The organism is Alicyclobacillus hesperidum subsp. aegles (assembly GCF_027923525.1).
GTDB lineage: Bacteria > Bacillota > Bacilli > Alicyclobacillales > Alicyclobacillaceae > Alicyclobacillus > Alicyclobacillus aegles.
The window spans coordinates 175401-198213 of the sequence record NZ_BSBJ01000009.1 but is presented as its reverse complement, the minus strand read 5'-3'; the positions used below and the strand labels follow the sequence as shown (position 1 = coordinate 198213).

19 protein-coding genes and 1 riboswitch are annotated in these 22813 nt (G+C 52.2%); of the genes, 2 read left to right on the top strand and 17 right to left on the bottom strand.

Annotated features, from left to right (window positions below; all coding sequences use genetic code 11):
* Nucleotides 1-14: 14 nt before the first annotated feature.
* From kdpB to kdpF, 3 genes are all read right to left on the bottom strand, one after another.
* Nucleotides 15-2066 carry a potassium-transporting ATPase subunit KdpB gene (gene kdpB / locus QMF38_RS08030; protein ID WP_281759129.1) on the bottom strand — a complete coding sequence of 684 codons (2052 nt, stop codon included), beginning with the start codon at nt 2064-2066 and terminating at the stop codon, nt 15-17.
* A gap of 13 nt (nt 2067-2079) precedes the next feature.
* Nucleotides 2080-3768 carry a potassium-transporting ATPase subunit KdpA gene (gene kdpA / locus QMF38_RS08025; RefSeq protein ID WP_281759128.1) on the bottom strand — a complete coding sequence of 563 codons (1689 nt, stop codon included), beginning with the start codon at nt 3766-3768 and terminating at the stop codon, nt 2080-2082.
* Nucleotides 3769-3843: 75 nt separating this feature from the next.
* Entirely contained in the window at nt 3844-3921 is a 78-nt protein-coding gene (gene kdpF / locus QMF38_RS14830) for a K(+)-transporting ATPase subunit F (protein WP_390854296.1), read from the bottom strand.
* 333 nt (nt 3922-4254) lie between these two features.
* Here kdpF and QMF38_RS08020 point away from each other — a divergent pair, with 333 nt between their 5' ends.
* Nucleotides 4255-5838, top strand: a complete 1584-nt coding sequence (locus QMF38_RS08020) for an ATP-binding protein (RefSeq protein WP_281759159.1) — start codon at nt 4255-4257, stop codon at nt 5836-5838.
* A gap of 19 nt (nt 5839-5857) precedes the next feature.
* The gene (locus tag QMF38_RS08015; protein WP_281759158.1) at nt 5858-6499 is read left to right on the top strand and encodes a winged helix-turn-helix domain-containing protein; all 642 of its coding nucleotides are present in this window, start codon (nt 5858-5860) and stop codon (nt 6497-6499) included.
* Between the two features lie 507 nt (nt 6500-7006).
* Here QMF38_RS08015 and thiC read toward each other — a convergent pair.
* From thiC to QMF38_RS07945, 14 genes are all read right to left on the bottom strand, one after another.
* Complete coding sequence (thiC, locus tag QMF38_RS08010; RefSeq protein WP_281759127.1) at nt 7007-8764, bottom strand: phosphomethylpyrimidine synthase ThiC; 1758 nt, start codon at nt 8762-8764, stop codon at nt 7007-7009.
* Between the two features lie 118 nt (nt 8765-8882).
* A riboswitch (TPP riboswitch) is annotated at nt 8883-8991 on the bottom strand.
* A 1948-nt stretch (nt 8992-10939) separates the two neighbouring features.
* Nucleotides 10940-11509 carry a manganese catalase family protein gene (locus tag QMF38_RS08005; RefSeq protein ID WP_058093877.1) on the bottom strand — a complete coding sequence of 190 codons (570 nt, stop codon included), beginning with the start codon at nt 11507-11509 and terminating at the stop codon, nt 10940-10942.
* Nucleotides 11510-11554: 45 nt separating this feature from the next.
* On the bottom strand, nt 11555-11830 hold the full coding sequence (locus tag QMF38_RS08000) for a spore coat protein CotJB (protein WP_281759126.1): 276 nt from the start codon (nt 11828-11830) through the stop codon (nt 11555-11557).
* Nucleotides 11827-12078 carry a spore coat associated protein CotJA gene (locus QMF38_RS07995; protein WP_074691318.1) on the bottom strand — a complete coding sequence of 84 codons (252 nt, stop codon included), beginning with the start codon at nt 12076-12078 and terminating at the stop codon, nt 11827-11829. The genes QMF38_RS08000 and QMF38_RS07995 overlap by 4 nt, the downstream gene beginning before the upstream one ends.
* Before the next feature lie 86 nt (nt 12079-12164).
* Nucleotides 12165-12710, bottom strand: a complete 546-nt coding sequence (locus tag QMF38_RS07990) for a divergent PAP2 family protein (protein ID WP_232302126.1) — start codon at nt 12708-12710, stop codon at nt 12165-12167.
* Nucleotides 12711-12735: 25 nt separating this feature from the next.
* On the bottom strand, nt 12736-13524 hold the full coding sequence (locus tag QMF38_RS07985; protein ID WP_281759125.1) for a TrmH family RNA methyltransferase: 789 nt from the start codon (nt 13522-13524) through the stop codon (nt 12736-12738).
* A 70-nt stretch (nt 13525-13594) separates the two neighbouring features.
* Nucleotides 13595-13954 (bottom strand): 50S ribosomal protein L20, encoded by a 360-nt coding sequence (gene rplT / locus QMF38_RS07980; RefSeq protein WP_040290619.1) that lies wholly within the window; start codon nt 13952-13954, stop codon nt 13595-13597.
* Nucleotides 13955-14026: 72 nt separating this feature from the next.
* Nucleotides 14027-14230 (bottom strand): 50S ribosomal protein L35, encoded by a 204-nt coding sequence (gene rpmI, locus QMF38_RS07975; protein WP_040290622.1) that lies wholly within the window; start codon nt 14228-14230, stop codon nt 14027-14029.
* Nucleotides 14231-14301: 71 nt separating this feature from the next.
* Entirely contained in the window at nt 14302-14823 is a 522-nt protein-coding gene (gene infC / locus QMF38_RS07970; protein ID WP_074691198.1) for a translation initiation factor IF-3, read from the bottom strand.
* A gap of 248 nt (nt 14824-15071) precedes the next feature.
* Entirely contained in the window at nt 15072-17018 is a 1947-nt protein-coding gene (thrS, locus tag QMF38_RS07965; RefSeq protein WP_281759124.1) for a threonine--tRNA ligase, read from the bottom strand.
* Between the two features lie 345 nt (nt 17019-17363).
* The gene (ytxC, locus tag QMF38_RS07960) at nt 17364-18260 is read right to left on the bottom strand and encodes a sporulation protein YtxC (protein ID WP_052012401.1); all 897 of its coding nucleotides are present in this window, start codon (nt 18258-18260) and stop codon (nt 17364-17366) included.
* A 95-nt stretch (nt 18261-18355) separates the two neighbouring features.
* On the bottom strand, nt 18356-20182 hold the full coding sequence (locus tag QMF38_RS07955; protein ID WP_074691202.1) for a M3 family metallopeptidase: 1827 nt from the start codon (nt 20180-20182) through the stop codon (nt 18356-18358).
* A gap of 32 nt (nt 20183-20214) precedes the next feature.
* Nucleotides 20215-21207: an aldose 1-epimerase gene (locus QMF38_RS07950; protein ID WP_006447985.1), complete on the bottom strand. Its 993-nt coding sequence runs from the start codon at nt 21205-21207 to the stop codon at nt 20215-20217.
* A gap of 159 nt (nt 21208-21366) precedes the next feature.
* Nucleotides 21367-22704: a sugar porter family MFS transporter gene (locus QMF38_RS07945; protein WP_040290625.1), complete on the bottom strand. Its 1338-nt coding sequence runs from the start codon at nt 22702-22704 to the stop codon at nt 21367-21369.
* Nucleotides 22705-22813: the final 109 nt, after the last annotated feature.

Sequence of the window (22813 nt, the reverse complement as noted above, 5' to 3'; positions counted from 1 at the left end):
CTAACCCACTCCCTTCAAGCCATACCGCAAGCTGAGAGAATCATGTCAATGATTTTGATACCGACAAACGGAGCCAGTACGCCACCTAAACCGTACAAAACAAGATTTCGCATCAACAGGCTCATTGCACTCGTTGGACGGTACTTTACCCCCCGCATGGCAAGCGGAATGAGCAGTGGAATAATTATGGCATTGAAGATAAGAGCCGATAGAATTGCACTCTTCGGACTCGACAGATGCATCACATTCAGCACACCAAGCGCCGGAATAAAGCTTGTAAACATCGCTGGTATGATGGCGAAATACTTTGCCACATCATTTGCGATAGAAAATGTGGTAATGGCCCCACGCGTGATAAGAAGCTGCTTTCCAATTGATACTATCTCGATGAGTTTTGTAGGATCCGAGTCGAGATCGACCATGTTTGCTGCTTCCTTCGCCGCCTGCGTCCCACTTTGCATCGCGAGTCCGACATCAGCCTGCGCAAGTGCCGGGGCGTCGTTCGTGCCATCTCCAGACATTGCTACTAATCTACCCTGCTCCTGCTCACGGCGGATTAAGCGCATCTTGTCCTCAGGTTTCGCCTCAGCTACGAATTCATCCACTCCTGCCTCACGTGCAATTGTCGCCGCAGTCAATGGATTATCGCCAGTGCACATCACGGTGCGAATACCCATTTCGCGCAGTTCCTTAAACCGCTCACGAATTCCTGGTTTGACAATATCTTTTAGGTAAATCACGCCTTGAATTTTGTCATTTTCCACGACAACAAGCGGCGTTCCACCTTCTTTGGCCACCCTTTCGACAATCTCATCGAGATCACGAGGAATATCTCCTCCCTGTTCAATTACGTACCGCTTCACGGCATCTGCCGCACCCTTCCGCAGCCTTGTACCATTCGTCAAATCGAGACCGGACATGCGCGTGTCGGCTGAAAACTCAACGTTGCGTGTGTTTGAATACTCCTCACGCCGAAATGTCACACCTACACTTTGAGCCAATTCGACGACGGAACGCCCTTCCGGTGTCTCGTCAAACAGTGAGCAAAGTGCGGCGCTTTCCGCCAAAGTGCGGTTCGTTTGTCCTTGAACCGGTAAAAACGCAGCCGCCATCCGATTACCAATGGTGATAGTACCTGTTTTGTCGAGAATGAGTGTATTCACATCACCTGCTGCTTCGACGGCCTTACCTGACTTGGCAATCACATTAAACCGAATCACACGGTCCATGCCCGCAATACCAATGGCGGATAACAGTGCACCAATGGTAGTGGGAATCAAGCACACGAGTAGCGCCACCAACGTCGCTACGTCCATATGGGCACCAAGTGCGCGTGCGATGGGCGGCAGGCAGTCGATCACGATTAGGAAAATAAGTGTCAACCCAGCAAGTAATACGGATAACGCAATTTCGTTTGGCGTCTTCTGACGTGATGCACCTTCTACAAGTGAAATCATCCGGTCGAGAAATGTCTCTCCTGGATTGGCACTAACCCTGATGATGAGCTCGTCCGATAAAAGCTTTGTACCACCGGTGACCGAACTGAAATCTCCCCCTGCACCACGAATCACCGGCGCAGATTCACCTGTGATGGCAGATTCGTCGACACTCCCCATCCCTTCAATCACATCGCCGTCGGCTGGGATAAGCTCCCCAGCCACAACCTTTACCACGTCACCTTTGCGCAGAGCGGAAGCCGGAATCTCCTGATATACATCCCCGCGTTGAACAACCGCCATGAGTTCCGTCTTTGTACGACGCAAAGCCTCTGCCTGTGCCTTACCTCTGCCTTCAGCCAGGGCCTCTGCAAAGTTTCCGAAAAGAATAGTGATCAAGAGAATAAGAGTGACGGTGAGATCGTAGAGCCGCGCATTACCAACGCCACCAGGATGAACAGACGAACCAAACAGTCGTGGATCTACGGTCAGTGCGAGTGTTACAACCATACCGATCTCGACTACAAACATGACTGGATTGCGAACGAGCACGCGAGGATCCATCTTCGCGAGAGATTCGGCGCAAGCGCGTAACAACAACGCGCGTTCAAACATACCTGAGCGTGCCATGAGAACTCTCCTTTCACGCGAGCTGCAATTGTTCGCCGATGGGGCCAAGAGCGAGATATGGGAAAAACGTCAGTGCACCGACGATAATAAATACGGCAACGAACACATAGCCAAAAGCGAATGTATCCACCTTGAGCGTCCCGGAAGTCTCCGGAATACGCGCCTTGGTTGCAAGCGCCCCTGCAATCGCGAGCATGGCAATAATGGACACATAACGGCCAAATAGCATCACCAAGCCCAAGGCAATGTTGTAAAACGGCGTATTGCCATTTAACCCTGCGAATGCAGAGCCGTTGTTGGCTGCAGCCGATGTGAAAGCATACAGAATCTCTGAGAAACCGTGCAGGCCTGGGTTGGTCATCGAAGCTCGTGCTGATGGAAGTGCCATAGCAATAGCTGTAGGAACGAGAATGACAAACGGGTGCACAAGCATAGCTGCCGTAGCGAGCTTCACTTCGCGTGCTTCAATTTTTTTCCCGAAAATCTCTGGCGTACGACCCACCATAAGTCCCGAGATAAAAACCGAGATGATAAGAAACATCAAAATGTTGAGCAAGCCAACACCCTTGCCGCCGAAAATCAGGTTGAACATCATAAATAATAGTGGGACCATGCCACTTACTGGCATCAGGCTATCGTGCATCGCGTTCACAGCTCCCGTTGTGAAGGCGGTGGTACTCGCTACAAAGAGGCTGGTCAATGGCAACCCAAAGCGAACTTCTTTTCCTTCCATGTTAGGACCATGGACCCCTAAGGCGTGCGCGAGAATGGGATTCCCTGCCGCCTCATACGCGTACACGACATAAGCACCGATGAGAAGAATGGCACTGAGCAACGTACATAGTACAATTGCAATACGACGACTATGCAGGAAGTGGCCAGCAGTAAAAACGAGTGCCGTCGGGGTCAAACCCATGGCAATGATTTCAAGAATACATGTCCATACATTTGGATCCTCGAATGGGTGCGCCGAGTTGGCATTGAAGAACCCTCCACCGTTCGTCCCAAGCTGTTTGATTGCCTCAAGTGTTGCCACGGGCCCACGTGCGATGGTTTGCATGCTGCCTGCCAATGTGTGTACGACTGCCGGTCCTGATAACGTCTCGGGAACCCCTAGCGCCATTAACAAGATGGCGAAAATCAGGGCCAGTGGCAAAAGAAGTCGTGTATGTGCCTTGACGAGATCAACCCAAAAATTCCCGAGCGAATTTGTCTTCTGTCTACTCATTCCACGCAAAAACGCCATCGCTGCCACAAGTCCCGTTGCCGCTGAAGTAAACTGTAGGAATGTGATACCAATCATCTGCCCAAGGTACGACAACGATTGTTCGCCTGCGTAATTCTGCCAATTTGTATTCGTAATAAAGCTTGCCGCCGTGTTAAACGCCAGATACGGAGGCATAGCTGGAATGTGCGCCGGGTTCAGTGGTAAGAAGTTCTGCAACCGAAACACACCGTACGCAAAAAGTGCCATAATCAAGTTTGAGGCCATCATCGCCCGAAGGTATGCCTTCCAGTCCATGTCTACGTCCGGGTTCACGCCAATCAATCTGAATAACGCGTGTTCAATAGGTCTGACAACTGGATCTACCCATGTCCGTTCCCCTGCAAACGTTCGAAAGATGTATCTGCCAAGTGGCCAAGCGCACAACAGGATCGCAAAGACCACGACTGCAATTGCAATCACTCCGATTGCCGTCATGGGTACCGCCTCCTTTCCGTCATTCACCTCAGCTCAATATGTCAAACCCCGTGAAGTAACCGCCCATCAGGCCGGTCAGAATTTTTCTGGATGAAACATCCCGTACACTAAGTAGCCCATGACTGCCACTGATAACACCAGCAAAAACCACATGTGCATCCCCCTTTAGGTCCTATCAAAATAACGATGAATACCGTAAAGCGTGGCAAACGTGGCGAGAAACAACGCAATTGAAATGATGTCCGGCACTTGCTCCCCTCCTTTGCACGACACATCACAGTCTAGCCATCGACGTGTGAGGTTTCGGGTGAGGAATGGTGGCCGATCGTGTAAAAAATCCATAAAAATTGTTGGCATTGAAAACACCTGACGCTAAGCTAGACGAAGAAAACGTAAATCGCCGGCGGGTCTGGACGCCTTACGGAGTGGATTACCGTGCGCTTCACGCCGAAATGGCAAATATTACGCCTTGCGTGGCCGACTTGGATGCAGGACGCGTCGCGAAGCCCAACCGCATTTACTCGAGCGCGCCCCAATCGTTGGTGGTGGGCTTATTTAGTGGTTTGCGCTATGGACGGTCTTCTGACAGGAATCATGTTTTTCCCAGACTTCCGGTTCGATCGCGTGAACATTGCGATCCTGTACTTAATCCCGGTGCTGATTGCATCTGGCATATTCGGACTTTGGCCAGGTGTGTTCGCTGCGTGTCTCGGACTCATGTCATTCGACTTTTTCTTTGTACCGCCCATCTTTAGTTATGCAGTTGGCGATTTGCGCTTCCTGGTGTCATTTGCTGTATTTTTGGTAGTGGCCATCACTACGGCGGGTCTGGCGTCGAACATGCGCCGACGAGCACAGGAAGCGAGTCACCGAGCACGTGTCGCCCAAACCTTATTTCACATGAGCCGAGCGCTAACTGCGGAGGCCGACGAAGCCGGTGTCATTGAGACTGTGCTCGCCCAAATCCGCGATCTTCTTCAAACACACGCTTACTTGGCACTGGTGAAATTGGATGGCATTCATCTGTACGCACCGGACGGAGATGCTGGCGATCCCGTGATCGACCGTCATGTATTGGACTGGGTCCTTCGGCATGGCAATTTGGTGAGTTTCGGATCCAAATCACACCGACAAGCGGCCTTCGTATATATCCCAGTCCGAGACAAGGGCGAAGTGTTTGGGGCGCTCATTGTAGGTGAACCGGGCCAGTTCCGCCTCGCCACGCACGGCGAGATGCTCGACATCCTGCGTGCAACGGCGAACCTTACGGCTATCGCGGTCAGCCGAATCGCTTCACAGGAGCGTGCAAAGTTAGCGGAAATTGCAGCTGAATCAGAGCGACTGCGCACAGCGCTCATGAATTCGATTTCGCATGAATTGCGCACGCCCCTTACGACCATGCTTGGTGCCGCCGACGCGTTGGCCGACGAAGCAGCGGTCCTTGACGATACAGATCGAACGGAACTCACGCGCACCATCCGCGACGGAGCTCTACGCATGAATCGACTGGTGACAAATTTGATTGGTATGGCACGTATCGAAAGTGGGATGATGACGCTTGCTAAGCGGCCGACTGATTTGGCGGATGCAGTGCAAAGCGCGCTTCGCGAGGTTACTGAACTGACCCAACATCATCCGGTTCATGTAAATGCCCCAGAACATGCTCCAGTTGTCCAGGTAGACGAAATGTTTTTCCAACAGGCCCTCGTCAACCTGATTTCCAATGCAGCTAAGTATTCGCCGAAAGGCTCACCGATTGAGATCTCCATCTCCACAGAAGAGGGGGACGCGGTGATTTCAGTGCGTGACTATGGCGTGGGGATCGATGAAGATGAAATTGAGCGCATATTCGACAAGTTTTATCGGAGTCGAAAGACAGATCGTGTTCCAGGAACGGGTCTTGGCCTTGCCATCGTAAAAGCCATGGTCGAGGCACATGGGGGTACGATTACAATCCAACGATTGAACCAAGGGACGGCATTCATTATCCGATTGGCGGCGCGGGACGCCCTGAAAGAGGAGGACAGAGACGTTGAGTCAAGGTGCGAAGATTCTCGTGGTAGACGATGAACATGCTATTTTAAGACTCATGCATCTCGCTTTAAAGGGACACGGTTACCAAGTGCTAGAGGCAGAAACGGGAGAACAAGCACTCATCGAAGCAAGCACGAAGCGACCAGATTTGGCGGTGATCGATTGGGGCCTGCCGGACCTGGAGGGTATTGACGTGTTGCTTCGCTTGCGCGAATGGTCTCGCATTCCTGTTATCATGCTCACCGTACGTGATGCAGAGCAAGACAAAATTGCTGCGTTAGACGCTGGGGCGGACGACTATGTCGTCAAGCCGTTTGGTATGGGTGAACTATTAGCTCGCATCCGCGTGGCCTTACGGCATGCAGCCAAAGGAGATATAGAACCTGTAATTGACGCGGGCGGACTCACGATCAATCTTGCCGAGCGTCGTGTGGAACTTTACGGCGCTCCAGTGCGGCTTACGCCAATTGAATACGATCTACTCAAGGTGCTCGCTCAGCATGCGGGCAAGGTGGTCACTCAGCGCCAATTGCTGCGCCAGGTTTGGGGAGATATCGATCCAGACAATGCCGCGCACTATCTACGTGTGTATATTGGGCACTTGCGCAAAAAGATTGAAGATGATGCCACTCGCCCGTGGCGAATCGTCACCGAACCAGGCGTTGGCTACCGATTAGTCACGGAAGCTCCTCAGTAAAGACGAACGATCTTTACCTCTACACGCGTCCTCAAGGAATTTGAAACTTCAAAGATCGGCACTTGGAATCGGCAGGCCTTATTTTTGAGGATTCACAACCTGAACAATAAGCGCAAGGCACCTTGCTGAGACGCATACGCCAAGCCTCCATGTAAATTCCGAGTTTCGCTGCTGTTTCCCGGCCGTGAGGGAGCGCACTGTCGTAATGAACAGTTGGCCAGCGAGACCTGAATTTGACTATTTGCCGGACATACTAGCAAAGAATAACCAATAGTGGCCTACATCGTCAGTACAAACCGTCTTGCCGATTAACTGTACACCACTTTCATAGCAATGAAACGAATTAACGTCAAATCTCGCTCTTCTCGCAACGCAACATTCCATACATGAAAAAGGTCCCGATGCTTGACACGCTTTATTCGAGCATCGGGGGCTGATAGTCATCTGCAGTTGACTTAACTAGACGGAACAAGGAGGCTTATCTAGCAAGCACTTCATGAATGTAAACTATCCTTGATAGATCTGGCTACCTGCTCGCCGAAACTCTTGCGATTTTTCGTCCATTCCTGTGGTGATAGCCGCTTCAATAGTAAGTCCTTTTTCGTTGGCGTACTCCCGGATATCTTGTGTGATTCGCATACTACAGAATTTTGGTCCGCACATGGAACAAAAATGTGCTGTCTTTGCAGGCTCAGCAGGAAGTGTCTCATCGTGAAACTTGATTGCACGCTGAGGATCTAAAGAAAGATTAAACTGGTCCTTCCAGCGAAATTCAAATCTTGCTTTTGACAAAGCGTCGTCGCGCTGCTGTGCATTTGGATACCCCTTTGCCAAGTCGGCGGCATGGGCTGCAATTTTGTAAGCGATGACACCCTCCTTCACATCATCTTTATTTGGCAACCCAAGATGCTCCTTCGGAGTTACATAACAAAGCATTGCTGTCCCAAACCAGCCAATCATTGCTGCCCCAATTGCAGAAGTGATGTGATCATATCCTGGTGCTATATCCGTAGTAAGGGGACCTAGGGTGTAGAATGGAGCTCCGTTACAAACTTCTAACTGTCTATCCATATTTTCCTTGATTTTATTCATGGGAACGTGCCCAGGCCCTTCAATCATGACCTGCACATCATGCTCCCAAGCAATTTTAGTGAGCTCACCCAACGTCTCAAGCTCGGCAAACTGTGCCTGGTCGTTTGCATCTGCGATAGATCCCGGACGAAGCCCGTCCCCTAACGAAAATGCCACATCATAGGCCTTCATAATTTCACAGATCTCTTCGAAGTGTGTATAAAGAAAGTTTTCCTGATGATGTGCTAAGCACCATGCAGCCATGATGGAACCACCACGGGATACAATTCCTGTAACGCGCTTCGCAGTGAGCGGAATGTAACGCAGTAGCACGCCTGCATGAATGGTAAAATAGTCCACTCCTTGCTCCGCCTGTTCAATTAAGGTATCACGATAAATTTCCCATGTTAAAGCCTCAGCTTCACCCCCAACCTTCTCTAACGCCTGGTAAATGGGTACCGTTCCAATTGGGACTGGGGAATTGCGTATAATCCACTCACGAGTTGTATGTATATTTTTACCTGTTGATAAATCCATGACTGTATCGGCACCCCAAAGGGTCGCCCATTTCATCTTGTCTACCTCTTCTTCAATGGATGACGCAACTGCTGAATTACCAATGTTAGCATTGATCTTCACATGAAAGTTACGGCCAATAATCATAGGCTCTAATTCAGGATGATTAATATTCGAAGGAATGATGGCCCGACCTTCAGCCACTTCTAGGCGTACAAAATCAGGATCCACCCCTTCCCGGATTGCAACGAACTCCATTTCAGGTGTGATAATTCCCTGTCTAGCATAATGCATTTGGGTCACATTGCGGCCCGGCTTGGCGCGAAGCGGTTTGCGTGTCAAACCAGTAAACACCTCACGAGTGGCTTGTTTAGTTGAATCCTTCAATCCATCATCGATTGGTAATACTTTGCGCCCTTCGTATTCCTCCACATCCTCACGTTCCATAATCCATGGAAGTCGAATAGCTGGCAACCCCGCACGAATGTCCGTAACCACATCCGAATCAGTGTATAACCCACTCGTATCGTAGACACGTATCGGTTCGTTGATTTGGTCGCCAAATCGTCCGGAAGTAGGAGACAGCACGATTTCCCGCATAGGAACACGTATATCAGGTCGTGATCCATTAACATACACCTTTCTGCTGCCTGGAAAAAATTTAATATCATTAGACATGACGTTTGCCTCCTTCAATCAGAACGGGCCTACAAGTTCTGCCAACTTAAAAAGACCGCCGGATATACTCGCGGCGGTCTACACCTAAACATAGATATACCTACATGACATAGATATACCTGGATGTCAGATAAACTCCCTACGCTGGCATTATCCAGATCAGGTTGACGGTCGGCAACCACAGTCGCCCTCTCAGCCCGGTTTGCCGAGCTCCCGCTGAATATTTGAATTTTTCATTTTCAACATACCACTGATGCGCATTCGCTACAACCCCCTGTTTTCTCGTCCCAGGAGATTGTACGAGCGATGTTACAGAAACTGGCTTCTACAACATAAGAACAAAGCGTTGCAATCTTGTTCCAAAAAGTACGACTGATCATCGTTGATGTAGTAACCACCATGGACACCCTTAATAGGAAAAACACGTTAACTTTTTTCTGAGCCTTTTGCAGAATGGACGATTCGATCAAATCAAAAAACGATCTGATACCGCACCGGCAGATTGGTATTACAATTTGTGAGAGCAGGACATAATCGCCACGATGCGTGTAATGCCATTGCAAGCAAACTGCTGGATGGCTTAGGCGCTCCTCGTCTGTCGCTTGGCCGTACTGACTGCCAAAGCGGCCGCCAGTAGAACAACGGCGTTGATTTATACGTGGGTCGTGACCTTCTACGCGTCGTTCACCGTGAGACGTTCTTTCTCAGCCGCGGATTGCAACGTTCAACGGATGCTCGCTCGTGATACTGTTGTTTTCAATCCGTGTGTTTCGGTGAGGATTCGAGTTACGACGGACGCCTTCGTCGATGCTCTTCCTATCGCCATGCCGTGGTTGGAATTAGGACAAGCTTCCATCCGGAGCAGACAGTCTACTTTGTCTACGGCATGCGGGGAACGGAACTTCAGCCATTCGCCGTCAGCACCCCAATACACCATGCCGTATCCCATCGAGCAATGGGGCGTTCCGTCGAATGCGAGGCCACGGGAGATTCCTTTTTGCCTCGTTTATTCAATGCGATGATAGCCTGTGCACCGTACTGACGAGCGGATCCATACTTTTTCACCTTGTGATAACGGCGTCCATCATAACGAATGGAATCGCCAGTTACGCTTGTGGATTTCCTTCATGAGCGGCATAAGCATTTCGCCGTCGTATACGTTGGCAGATGTTACGTCAAAAGCAATCAGAAGTTCGCTTTTGGCATCCTCTGCACTCAAACCACGTAAGCTTGTTCCCAAACGTGTCGTACTTGGCACCCTAGTTGGCGTTACCCGTTGCTTGGCTACGTAAATTCGGTTGCTTCGTTTTGATAGACACCAACTGCCGCCTTGTAAATTGGAGGGATTACTTCCATCGATTTTAGAATTTCGCACTGGCTGACCAGTTCAATGAAAAGTACCTTGGCGAGATCTTTATCAACTACATCCTTGAATAATTGTCGGAGTGTAGCAATTGACGGTGTGGATTCATCTAAACGAAATCCGCATTTGGTATCAGAACCGCAGCTCGCTAATCAGCATTGCTCGCCGCTCCGCTTGAAGAGATTCCAACCTAGTTACACAAACGCTTGTCGCAAAATCCCCTTCACGGCTGATAGGCTTTGCACCCTGGGATGATGAACCCCGTAACTTTGCGGGATATGGCTGAAGATCCGGAGTAGAAAAGAACAGTTCAAGTCATTCACTGGATTTGATTTCTAGCCACTCTTCATACAGTGAATTTTAGATAAGATACAAGTGGACTTATCTTTGGGGAAATTTATATGTTAGGTCGCTTGAAATCTTCTCGAAGTTGGAGTAAATCCCTTTTTCGTGTCCTGAAATCCTGTGCCCCACGAGGACTTATGAACCTGCAAAACGCTCTACCAAAAGGCGTTCCAGATACAAGGAACATTCGAAGAACCCATTTATGGGTAGTGGGAATTTGAAACAGGAAGTCAAGTCGGCAGAATACAGGCTCGTCTTTTACCTCATATGCGTGTCATTTCTTTTTACCACAGTATACTGGCTGTAACTCTACGTTTCCTCGGGCGGCTGTATTCATTTACTGGTATGGTTATCCATATCGCATGGAATAAGTATCATCAAGTCCTCTCCGATACCGTGTACCAAGTTTCCTCTTGGCCGCCACCAGCCGCCCCTACTTCGCGCAAACTCTGGGGCGGCCCATTCGCTCAAAACATCTTCTTCGTGCTGTTGTACTCCTTCAAAATTTCGACCGCTTCGCGAAATCTGAGTGAGTGCACCACCTCTCGTTCCCGTAAAAACCGTAAACTGTCCACAATATCCGGATCGTCCGTGTTATCGATAATCCATTGATATGTGGCGCGCGCCTTTTCTTCAGCAGCGATATCCTCATACAGATCGGCAATAGGATCGCCCTTGGCTTGGATGTAAGTCGCCGTCCACGGATTTCCTGCGGCATCATGGTAAAACAGTGCGTGGCCATGATTGACATAGTGATCAGCCAAACCCGCTGCCCGCAATTGCTCTGGTGTTGCATCTTTGGTCAACTTATAGACCATCGTTGCAATCATTTCGAGATGAGCAAATTCCTCTGTCCCGATGTCCGTTAGCAGCCCGATGACCTTATCCGGAATCGAGTAGCGCTGATTCAGATACCGTAGGGCCGCGGACAATTCACCGTCCGCGCCACCGTATTGCTCAATCAGCATTTTGGCGAGCTTCGGATCACACTTACTCACACGAACGGGATACTGAAGCTTTTTTTCATAAATCCAGATAGCCTTCACCCCCTATGGTTGTGGCCGGTGTAAACCGAGTTTTGCTTAGACCTGCCATGGCCAAGGAGTCTGCGACCACGTCCATTTGCCGCCGCTAATGGGGCTGACGCCAAACTCATACAAGGGTCCGAATGCAGCTTCAAACTGCGTCATCAAATTGTGCTTCCGCTTCTGGAACTGAATGAATTGCGCAAGTGCTTGCTCGTCTTCTGGGTGTGTATCGAGATACAACGTCAACTCACAGAGGACAAAATCAATAGACTGCAATTCGTGAAGGTATTGGTAATAGGCCTTTGGCATTTGCGGCGGTGTCTCGCTCATTCTGCTTCGCCTCCCCGCGTCTCTGGTGGATACGGGCTGTAGTATTCGGGCCACAACGTTCCCTTGCGAAGCGCCTCGTGTGGAGCAAACTGTTTGCGAGCACTGGTTTGAAAAGGCTGTAACACATTAGGAGGAACATTGAAGTATCTTGTACGGGGTGAACATGGGTCAAACGGACTGTGATAAGATCGATAGACGCGCCATTGTGACGGCGTTTTTTCCACGGTGGACAAATCCCCTCCTGTCATGGCGGTTTCAGCCAATCTATATGCAGATGGGATTAGAAAAAGTCCACCGTTTCGACACACCTGTTACGCCATCGACAATGCTTCTCTTATCCATGCAACGCGATCGCGACGATCACGCCGACCACGATGCCGCCTAGGATCTCAATTGGCTTATGACCTACCTGTTCGTTTAGCACGGGCCAATCGATTAACCACCAAGGCATCCTCACCACAGACAAAGGTCGGATGCCGGCCACCGGCTCGCCAGGGCTTGGCTTGGGCACCACATCGCGTGGCCGCTGTTCTCCGTCTTCACCACTGTGTTCGAGCAGGTGTTGACCGCGAAGATCGCGCAATAGGCGATTGAGCACGGCTGCTTGCCGCCCTGTTTGCCAACGCACGCCGGCCGCATCGTACATCACGACGGCAGCGACAAAGAAGCCAATGCCCAAAACGGGATCAGATCCCCCCGAATGCATCCAAAGTTCAGCAGCGAGCGCGATCACGGCGGCTGTATGGGAGCTCGGCATGCCACCGGAATTTCGCACCTGTCGCCAATCCCAAGTCCGCATCTGGATCATCACAAACACAGGCTTCAACAACTGGGCGACAATCATCGCCACGAGCGGCGCGGCCCACATGTCTGACCACACGTGCAGCAAGCCAAAACGCTCCTTTCTACAAGCGATTGCCGTCGAGGCTTTGCCGAAACGACTCGTACAAAAGGACGCTACCTGCAACGGCGGCGTTCAAACTTTCTGCACCTCCAGCCATCGGGATGGCAATCGTCATATCCGCGAGATCGCGAACCGTGGCGCTGACTCCCTGTGCCTCACTGCCGATCACCACCAGTCGGTCTCCGCACAGATTTGCCTCGTAGCATGGGTCCGATCCCTCAGCCGCCGCGACGGCCACGCGACCTACCGGGTGCAAACGGCGCCAGCGTTCGATGAAGCTGACGCTGTCTTCTATGTACAAAGCAAGTCGAAACATGCCCCCCATCGAGGCGCGAACCACCTTGGGCGCGAATGGATCTACCGTTTGACTGCCGCAACAAACAGCCGTGTATCCAAATGCTTCTGCAGTCCGCAACAGCGTCCCAACGTTGCCCGGATCCTGGATGCCGTCCAACAGCACGCAACGAGCCCCGATGGTCGGCGTTGGCTGCGGAATATGAGCGACGGCAATCACTCCTTGCGGCGTCGTCGTGTCGGCAACCGCAGCAAACGCATTGGGAGACAGCTCAAACCACTTATTTTGCGCTTTTGGATGCTCCCTCAACGCCAAAGGAAGTTCGTCCGATCCGGTATCCCACAGTAAGGCATCCACTTCGTACGAACTATCGAGCAGTTCGGCAACCAATCGCTTTCCTTCGGCGAGAAACCGCCCGTGTTTTACACGGCCCTTCTTCGTTTTCAACTGACTCCACAGTCGGACACGCTCATTATGTACCGATTCGATATACACGCCGCCACCGCCTCCCGTCCGGGTCGCTCATGAGAAAAAGACCCGGTCGCCAGCGACCGGGACTCTGCCATCAGGCGTTCAGCTTTTCGCGTGCTACGTTGACCAGTTGCGTGAATGCCGCGCCGTCCGTCACAGCGAGATCAGCGAGCATCTTGCGGTTCACCTCGATGCCGGCAAGCTTCAGACCATACATGAACTTGTTGTAAGACAATCCATTCGATCTCGCTGCGGCATTGATGCGCTGAATCCAGAGGCGACGGAAGTCGCGTTTGCGAACCCGACGGTCGCGGTACGCGTACATCAACGACTTCATAACTTGCTGTTTCGCCGTGCGGAACAGCGTATGTTTCGAACCGCGGTAACCGCGGGCGAGCTTTAAAATCTTCTTATGGCGACGACGCGTCACCTTACCACTTTTTACACGTGCCATGGTTGCAAATCCTCCTCAGATGGATCGCCCGCTCGTACGAGCCGGGCGCTGGTACGTTCAATGCTCCAGCAATTATTTATAAGCGACCAACTGTTTAATGCGCTTGACGTCGCTCGGCGAAACCAAAGTCGTCCCCCGCAGGCGGCGCTTGCGGCTCGGCGACTTATGTTCAGCCTTGTGGTACGCGAACGCATGCGGGCGCTTCAGCTTGCCAGACGCCGTCCGCTTGACGCGCTTTTTGAGACCGCTGTGCGACTTCATCTTCATCTTCGCCATATCGTTTCTGTCCTCCAATATTGATTAGCCAGCATCCCGGCGGATCATTCTCGTAGATGGTTGTGCAAAGGTCAAGCACTCGGCTGTCGCGGCGCGAGAATCATGACCATATGACGGCCTTCCAGCTTCGGCATGCGTTCGACAATCGCTTGTTCCTCTGCTGATTTAGCCAACCGCAACAACAATTCCTGACCGAGGTTTTGGTGCGTGATTTCCCGTCCGCGAAACCGAACAGAAACCTTGACCTTCGAACCTTCTTTCAAAAACTTGATGACGTTCTTGAGCTTGACGTTCAAGTCGTGTTCGTCAATATTGGGCGTCATCCGGACTTCTTTGAGCAGAACAACTTTTTGATTCTTACGAGATTCCTTTTCCTTCTTGCTCTGCTCGTACTTGAACTTGCCGTAGTCCATAATGCGGCAAACAGGTGGTTTCGCGTTGGGCGCGACGTTGACAAGATCCAAATTGCGCTCTTCAGCCAGTCGCAGCGCATCGCGCAAAGGCATAATGCCAAGCTGCTGGTTTTCGGCGTCAACGACGCGCACTTCGCGAGCGCGAATACCTTCGTTTACCTGATACCCTTCTTTGCTAATCTGGTGTCACCTCCATGAAATCCGACCCGGACCGCAACACAAAAGCGCAGGCACACATATGCCTGCGCTCCCTAGATGACCGCGTAAAACGCGCCCAGTCATCGACTCACGTGCAATCGATAAGACTCGCATTGTCTAGGAACCCGTCAGCATATGCCGATCAGGTGAGAAGCGGCAGGCTTCTGCTTACTCAATTTCGTACTATAACATGTGTATTTTAACCAAAGGACTCTACAACGTCAAGGCTGTTACGGCTCCACCAACAATTCCTTGGCATCAATTTCTGCACGTAGCCGCGCTGCAAACGCGTCAACGGCCATCTGCCCCTGATCCCCAGCCTGATACTTGCGCACGGAAACAGTGCCTTCTTGTAGTTCGCGTTGACCGACGACAAGCGTGTATGGGATCTTGTGGATTTGGGCCTGACGGATCTTGTAGCCAATCTTGTCAGGACGAACGTCGGCTTCCACACGCAAGCCCATCTGGCGCAATTTGTCCGCCACCTCTTCAGCATATGCGGCAAAGTCATCTGCCACAGATGCTACAACAGCTTGCGTTGGAGCCAGCCAAGCCGGGAAAGCACCCTTATACTGCTCAATCAAGAACGCCGTAAAGCGCTCCATCGTGCCGACAACCCCGCGGTGAATGACGACCGGGCGATGGCGTTCACCGTCCTCGCCGACATACTCCAAGTTAAATCGATTGGGCAGATGAAAGTCGAGCTGAACCGTGGACAGCGTCTCGTCTTTACCCAACGCGGTGCGCACCTGCACATCCAACTTTGGACCATAGAATGCGGCTTCGCCGGGCGCTTCTACAAATTCAAGCCCCAACTCCTCCATCGCCTGCCGCAACATGCCCTGCGCTAATTCCCACATCTCGTCGTTCTGCACATATTTTTCGGTATTGGCGGGATCGCGATAACTCAACCGATGATAGTAATCGCGGATGCCAAAATCCTTGTACACTCGCTCGATCAACCTGACAACGCGGACGAACTCACTCTGAATTTGATCGGGTCGGCAGAAAATATGCGCGTCGTTTAGGGTCATCGCACGCACGCGTTGCAATCCGGCCAGTGCGCCTGACATTTCGTATCGGTGCATGGTACCGAGCTCCGCTATGCGAATCGGTAGCTCACGGTAGCTATGCAGATGGTTTTTATACACCATCATGTGATGTGGGCAGTTCATCGGCCGCAACACGAGTTCTTCGTTATCCATCTCCATAGGTGGATACATGTCTTCATGATAATGTTCCCAGTGACCGGAAATCTTGTACAGTTCCACGCTTGCCAAGTGCGGCGTGTAGACGTGCTGATACCCGAGCGACTCTTCGAGATCGACAATGTAGCGCTCAATCGTGCGCCGAATCTTCGCGCCGTTAGGCAACCAAAGCGGCAACCCCTGTCCGACCTCTGGCGACAGCATGAAGATGTCGAGTTCCTTGCCTAGACGGCGATGATCGCGCTCGCGCGCCTCTTGTTGAAGCCGATTATACTCATCGAGATCCGACTTCTTCGCAAACGCCACGGCATACAGCCGCGTGAGCATTTCGCGATCCGAATCCCCCCGCCAGTATGCGCCTGCCAGGTTGCCCAACTGAAATACCTTAATCCGGCCGGTTGACGGCAAATGCGGGCCACGGCAAAGATCGACAAACTCGGCCTGGCGATAGATGGTTAACGTCGTTTCCTCAGGTAAGTCACGAATAATCTCGACCTTAAACCGGTCTTCTCGCGCCTCGAACATCTGCAAGGCATCTTCCCGGGAAATGACCTCGCGGACGACCGGATAGTCCGCATCGATAATCTTCTGCATCTCTTCCGCAATGAGCGGCAGGTCTTCCGGCGTAAAGTCGTGATCGGCAAAGTCGTAATAAAAGCCGTTTTCGATCACGGGACCTATGGCAAACTTGGTGCCTGGAAACAAGCGGGCAACCGCCTGCGCCATAACGTGCGCACAGGTGTGCCGCATGACGTCGACGCCCTCGGGATCTTTGAGCGTCAACAGTTCCACTTGTGCGCCATCGGCGATCTCGCGAGCGAGATCGACAACTTGCCCATCCGCCTTCGCCGCCACTGCCTCCTTGGCCAGGCGCGGGCTGATGGCAGCAGCTAGATCTGCGTACGTGCTGCCAACGGGCATGGCCCTTTCCGAACCATCTTTCAACCGAACGACAATGTCCTGTGCCACGACGATTCGTTCTCCCTTCTGGTATGCAATGGGGAAACGACAAAAAACGCCGTCACCCCTATGGGACGACGACGTCAGTCTCGTGTTTCCACCCAACTTCCCTCTGCTCGGCTTGTAGAACAGAGGCTCAAAGCCATAACGCGGCTGAACGGTTCACGTTGCGACCCGTGAACTGCTTGGAAAGTGGTGTCTTTGCGCAACCATGGAGGACATTTGCAGCCTGGATATCCTCTCTCTGTACATGGGTTCCTGCGTCAAAGCGCGTCTTTCCGCATCGCATGTTCTTCATGGCAAAGGGTCACTTGCGACCCTTTGTTCTATAATGGACAGTACGACACGAAGCGGCTAGATGTCAAGGCCCTGCCCGTCGACTGCCCCATCACTCCAAGGTAAATCCAACAGCTCGTCACCGCGAATCTGATGCCCTTGGTGTGACCAACAAGTGGTACACCCCCGACATGGCATCACGCGCTCACGGAACACGCGGCGGATCGTCTCGGAAAAGCGAGGCCACGGTGCGTCGGGATCGAGATCGTGCAAAATAATGCGGCACGGTGAACGGGTAATTAAAATGCTCATCGCCAAATCCTCGCTGTCGACATCCGTTTCACCCGCCAGTGCGGCCGCCAACACTTCCTCGTCGCGAATTAATTCGCCTTCCGCATCGGTCATCCAGATTCGTTCGGGAGCACAAAACACGTGTAACTCGCGCTTCACAACGGGTTGCTCGTTGAGCATATAGCGCAACATCCGAAGGGATTCTTCGTACTCATCCTCAAGCCGCATTTGATGCATACGCCGCTCGACTTCGGCCGTTAAGGCTGTCAGTAGCGGTCGCATGCGAAAGCGGGCAAATGCGGGCAAAGACAACCGATCCTCCTGCTCCATCCAAGCGCTCAAATCAGCGGCCAGTTTGGCCTCCCAAGCGTCCAGATCGTCCCCTGCAAAACGCGCCTTGGTCGCCCGCAAATCGTGCAACTGGCTAAGCACACCGTACTCTATCTCGTCGCTCATGAGCGCAGGTTCGCGTTGCTGCACGTGAACAACAAGTTGGCGATAGAGCCAATCGCGCACCAGCGCCCCCGCCAAGATAGATGCGACGCGTCTTTTTCGATCCGGCGGGCATTCACATCCGATGTAAACCATCTCGCCGCTCCACCAGCGGACGGTACCGACACAAGTTGCGAGCTTTTCACACAATGATTCGACGTCCATGCCTGGAGTCCATTCAAAGACGTACAACGCTGTCGCCCCCAATGCACTTCCATACAAATCCAGATGGTTCCAGTATGGAGCTTGAGGCATCCAGCTATACACAAGCTGCTGATCTGTACGGCTTAGCCGGTTGTAAAGACTGTCTCCAGTTCATCGATGATCGCGCCCACGTGGCGGATCGCTCGGCGGTAAGGTTCGGGCGTGTCCATGTCGAGCCCGACTGCGCGGAACAGTGCGAGCGGCGATTTACCTGCTCCCTCAGACAGAACCCGGATCCAATCCTCGATCAGCGCTGTCTCTCCTGCTGCGAAGCGCTCGGCCAGAATCGTCGATGCGGTTAAGCCGACCGCATAGGTGTACGGATAGAGTCCCATATAGTAATGCGGTTGGCGCATCCAATATAAATCTGCGCCTTCGTCGAGTTCGATCTCGTCTCCCCAAAATTCGGACAGTACCTGCCGCGAGGTTTGCCGGAACACCTCAGTCGACAAAGGCCGACCCTTGTCAGCCAAGCTGTACAACCGACGTAAAATCTCCGCCTCAGTCTGATGCGTGACAAAATCGTGGTGAAATGTGAACATCTGCATCATTCGCACCTGGGCGCGACTGGTGGCATCGGCTGCGGTAGCAATAAGCCTGTTGGCGATCATGTGCTCCATCAATGTCGATGGTGTCTCGATGAACAGACACGAAAAGGCGAGATTGGTCGGCAGTTCAGAAGCGCACGCCAATGATAGGTGCACCGCATGCCCAAGTTCGTGCCCCAGCACGAACACATCGTACATGCCGCCGCCAAATGGCGAAAACACGTACGGGTGAACCGAGCTCTCCCCGCAAAACGCTCCGTTCCAATTGCCGGCATTCCGTCCCCAGTAAATCCACCGCTCGTCAAATGCTCGTTCAAGAATGTCTGTGTAGACCGAACCAAGGGGCTCGGCTGCCTTGAGAATGAGCGATCTCGCTTGCGCAAACGACATCTGCGCACCGGAGAGGGGCACAAGCGGTGCTTTCGCATCGCATAAAAGCGGCCGATCGAGGTTCAGCACGCGCTTGCGCAACCGCATGTAACGTCGCATATGCGGCGCCAGTTCCTTCAACATCACGTCCTGGACCATGAAATAATGTTCAGGGTCGACCTGGTTCGCCGAAATCGTTCCTCCCATATCGGCCATCTGCAGCATGTGAAAGACACTATCGTAGTTGCGCAAACGCGCGGCCGCGACGTCGCCCTGGATTTTACCGGCAAGTGCGCGAGCCAGCGTATGTTGATACGGCCGCAGGCCGTCGATCACGCTTTGATAGGCATCATGGCGAAACTTCGTATCTGCTGATGTCTCAATGTTCATCAATAGAGCAAACGGCGTAACTGCAACTTCATTGCCTGAACCGTCGTGAGCATTGCGAAAACGCATGTCGGCGCCTGTTGCTGCCTCGTACACGCCACTTGGAACACCGATATTTCCTGCCAAGGCAGCCAGTGCACGTTCTGCCTCGTCGTGCAATGTGTGCGCACGCTCTTGCTCCACGCGTTCTAAATATGTGGCATACACGACAATTTCGGCATCCTGGCGCCAGGCAGCAAGCGTGTTCGTCGGCAAGCGGCGAATCGCCGCCCGCAGATGTTCCGAAGCTTCTCCACATCGTTGCAATGCCAACTGGGCTTTACCCATGAGCGTTTGCGCTTCATTGCTCGTCGCGTCTTCGGCAAACCGAGACATGGCGTAGCGGTCCGTATTGATGCACAACCTGCGCAACTCGTCGTGCAATTGCAAGCACCTGACGAGATCCTTTGGAGTGCGCCACTCTTGAGAATCGGATTGTTTTATCAGTTCTTCCGCAAGCGCGGGAATGCGCTCAACCGCAGTTTCCCAGTCCTCCACGCTCAGGAACAGCGGGCGCAAATCCCAAGTTTCTTGCTCCGGCACATCGCTTCGTGCACGCAAAGGCATGTTCTTTCGCCCCTTCCCGTTGCCCTTTTTGTTTAGAGCGATTCCGCGTACATCCGACTCGTACCCGTCCACGACTCCCCTGGTTGCAAAATCACGAGCCCTGTAACATCGGCTGGCAGCTCGACGTTTGGCGCATTGACCATGTTGATTTGTGGCTCAGGGCAAAAGAAGGTACCACCTGCATTGTTGTTCCACACCATCCAGTGACGGTATCCGAGATCGACATCGTAAATAAACCGCACCCCCGCCTTACTGTCCGTCAAGACCATCTGGTTGTGACCATCGACAGGCGCCGCCGAGTAATGATTGTCCATGGCCTCAAAGAACGGGCTGACACCGCCAGATTTCATATTTTGCTCACCGGCGTTTAGGGGTTGGAAACGGCCTGTAGGAAGTTTGCGCTCGTCGAGTTGCCACCGCTCGCCGATGGTCAAAGTAAATGTACAATCCGCCGCGCTACTGCTTGGCGCAAACGGAACCAGCACGGCCGTGTGAAAGCCCAGCATACACGGCATTGGCGTGTCTCCCGTGTTCTCGATGTGTACGGTTTGCACCAGAGATGATGTGGTTAACGTATAGCGAATCGAAATGGAAAAGCGGTGCGGCCAGTGTTCATAAACGGGATGATTCTCGTCGACGTCGTGGCGAATCTCGACAAACGCGCCTTCGGCATTGTCACCACTTGCGACAACGGGCCATGCGAGGCGAGAAAAGAAGCCATGTAGGTGATTGTGCGTCGACTCCTCGTTCACCGGCAAATGATACGTTCTGCCGGCAACTGTAAATACGCCGTCCCGATAACGATTCGGTGGAAAGAGGACGGGAATGCCAAAGCGGATGGGCGACTTTTCAAATTGGTCCATCTCCTGCTCTGGTTCGCGCAAAAAGCGATATCCACGCTTCACATCTCGAAACGCAACGAGATTGCCGCCGCGTTTGGGCAGTAAAATTGCCTCGTAGTCTCCATTTTGCAAGAGTATTGCAGATTCCCCTGCATACGTCGCCTCTTTGACTGACATCATCATTCAATCCTTTCTTGCTAGGCTGTAAAGGAATGTACCATTGCCCCAGAAAAATGCGACAGGACCAGCCCGCGAACGCGAGCCAGTCCCATCCCTATGATCCCTAAAAATGCGGCATCAAAGTCGCGGTGAGGCTGCTATACAATGATTACGCAGCCGATGTCACGATATCCTGCTTCGCAAATCAAACTCAATTTGTTCGAGACTGCGTCCCTTCGTCTCTTTCACATTCGCAATCACGAAAATGATCGACAGAACGCCAAAGATGCCATAGATGATGAAGGCCCAACTAATACCCACAGCCTTCAGCAATGGCGGGAACGTCAACGAAACGACCAAGTTCGACGCCCAGTTGGCGACCGCACCGACTGCCATGCCCGCACCGCGAATGCCTAGCGGGAAGATTTCCGAAAGCATGACCCAAACGACAGGCCCCCAACTGATGGAGAAGAAGAAGATATAAATCGCTAAGAAAATCAAGGTTGTCCAGCCAGCGGCCGCCGAATTGCCAAATGCCATGTGAATGAAACCGAGTAACAACAGCGACAAAGCCATTCCGATGCTACCGCTTACCAACAAAGGCTTGCGCCCAACGCGATCGATCAAACGGACTGCGATCACGGTCATAATCACCTGGACGCTACCGATACCGACAGTACCGAGGATGGCGGCCGAAGATCCGAGTCCGACGTCCGTGAACGTCGTAGGTGCATAATAGATGACGGTGTTGCACCCAATGAACTGTTGAAAGACAGCAAGCCCGATACCCGTCCAGAGCGCCGGGCGCACCCACTTTTCCTTCAACTGTGACCAACCGCCAGTTTCAAGTTCATTCGCACGCCGAATGTCGCTCAACTCTTCTTCGACTCCGCGTCCTTTGCGCAAGTGATTCAAAATCTCGCGAGCTTGCTCTTCACGCCCACGCTTCAAAAGCCAGCGCGGACTCTCGGGCAGGAACAGCATACCAATAAAAAGAATGGCTCCCGGTACAAACGCCAATCCCAACATCCAGCGCCACTGTCCGCTCGGTGCAAACACGTAGTTAATGATATACGCAAGCAAAATGCCAATGACAATCATTAACTGGTTCAAACTGGAGAGTGCGCCGCGAATTTCAGTTGGCGCCATCTCGGCAAGGTACATCGGAACCATGGTCGACGCCGTGCCCACGGCAAGACCCAGCACAATGCGGAACAATATTAAAACGCCTGTGCTCGGCGACAAGGCTGACCCAATCGCGCCGATACAGAAAATCAAGGCGGCAATCAGGACTACCTTTTTGCGCCCCATCTTATCCGTCAGTGGACCACTGATAGCTGAACCAATGATTGCGCCAATCAGGATAGCGCTCACAACAAAACCTTGATCAAACGAGCTTAGATGAAGCGTCTGGCGAATGAACAAGATGGCGCCCGAAATGACACCCGTATCGTAACCAAAAAGCAATCCACCAAGAGCCCCGAAAAAGTAAATCAGGGTGTTACTAATTCTGATCTTCATGTCTCCATACTCCTTCTCTGTCGATGAAGCAACTTCTCTCTTTTGAAGGGTTTCTAGAACACCTGGATTGTCGCATCGCACCATGCGATAAGCGGAATGCGCTTACCTA

What these genes read in the sequence shown, in the direction of transcription:
- kdpA (WP_281759128.1), bottom strand. Translation starts at nt 3,768, where the DNA reads ATGACGGCAATCGGAGTGATTGCAATTGCAGTCGTGGTCTTTGCGATC.
- QMF38_RS07955 (WP_074691202.1), bottom strand. Translation starts at nt 20,182, where the DNA reads ATGCCTTTGCGTGCACGAAGCGATGTGCCGGAGCAAGAAACTTGGGAT.
- kdpF (WP_390854296.1), bottom strand. Translation starts at nt 3,921, where the DNA reads ATGTGGTTTTTGCTGGTGTTATCAGTGGCAGTCATGGGCTACTTAGTG.
- QMF38_RS07945 (WP_040290625.1), bottom strand. Translation starts at nt 22,704, where the DNA reads ATGAAGATCAGAATTAGTAACACCCTGATTTACTTTTTCGGGGCTCTT.
- rpmI (WP_040290622.1), bottom strand. Translation starts at nt 14,230, where the DNA reads ATGGCGAAGATGAAGATGAAGTCGCACAGCGGTCTCAAAAAGCGCGTC.
- QMF38_RS07950 (WP_006447985.1), bottom strand. Translation starts at nt 21,207, where the DNA reads ATGATGATGTCAGTCAAAGAGGCGACGTATGCAGGGGAATCTGCAATA.
- thiC (WP_281759127.1), bottom strand. Translation starts at nt 8,764, where the DNA reads ATGTCTAATGATATTAAATTTTTTCCAGGCAGCAGAAAGGTGTATGTT.
- kdpB (WP_281759129.1), bottom strand. Translation starts at nt 2,066, where the DNA reads ATGGCACGCTCAGGTATGTTTGAACGCGCGTTGTTGTTACGCGCTTGC.
- QMF38_RS08015 (WP_281759158.1), top strand. Translation starts at nt 5,858, where the DNA reads ATGCATCTCGCTTTAAAGGGACACGGTTACCAAGTGCTAGAGGCAGAA.
- QMF38_RS08020 (WP_281759159.1), top strand. Translation starts at nt 4,255, where the DNA reads ATGCAGGACGCGTCGCGAAGCCCAACCGCATTTACTCGAGCGCGCCCC.
- QMF38_RS07995 (WP_074691318.1), bottom strand. Translation starts at nt 12,078, where the DNA reads ATGACAGGAGGGGATTTGTCCACCGTGGAAAAAACGCCGTCACAATGG.
- rplT (WP_040290619.1), bottom strand. Translation starts at nt 13,954, where the DNA reads ATGGCACGTGTAAAAAGTGGTAAGGTGACGCGTCGTCGCCATAAGAAG.
- QMF38_RS08000 (WP_281759126.1), bottom strand. Translation starts at nt 11,830, where the DNA reads ATGAGCGAGACACCGCCGCAAATGCCAAAGGCCTATTACCAATACCTT.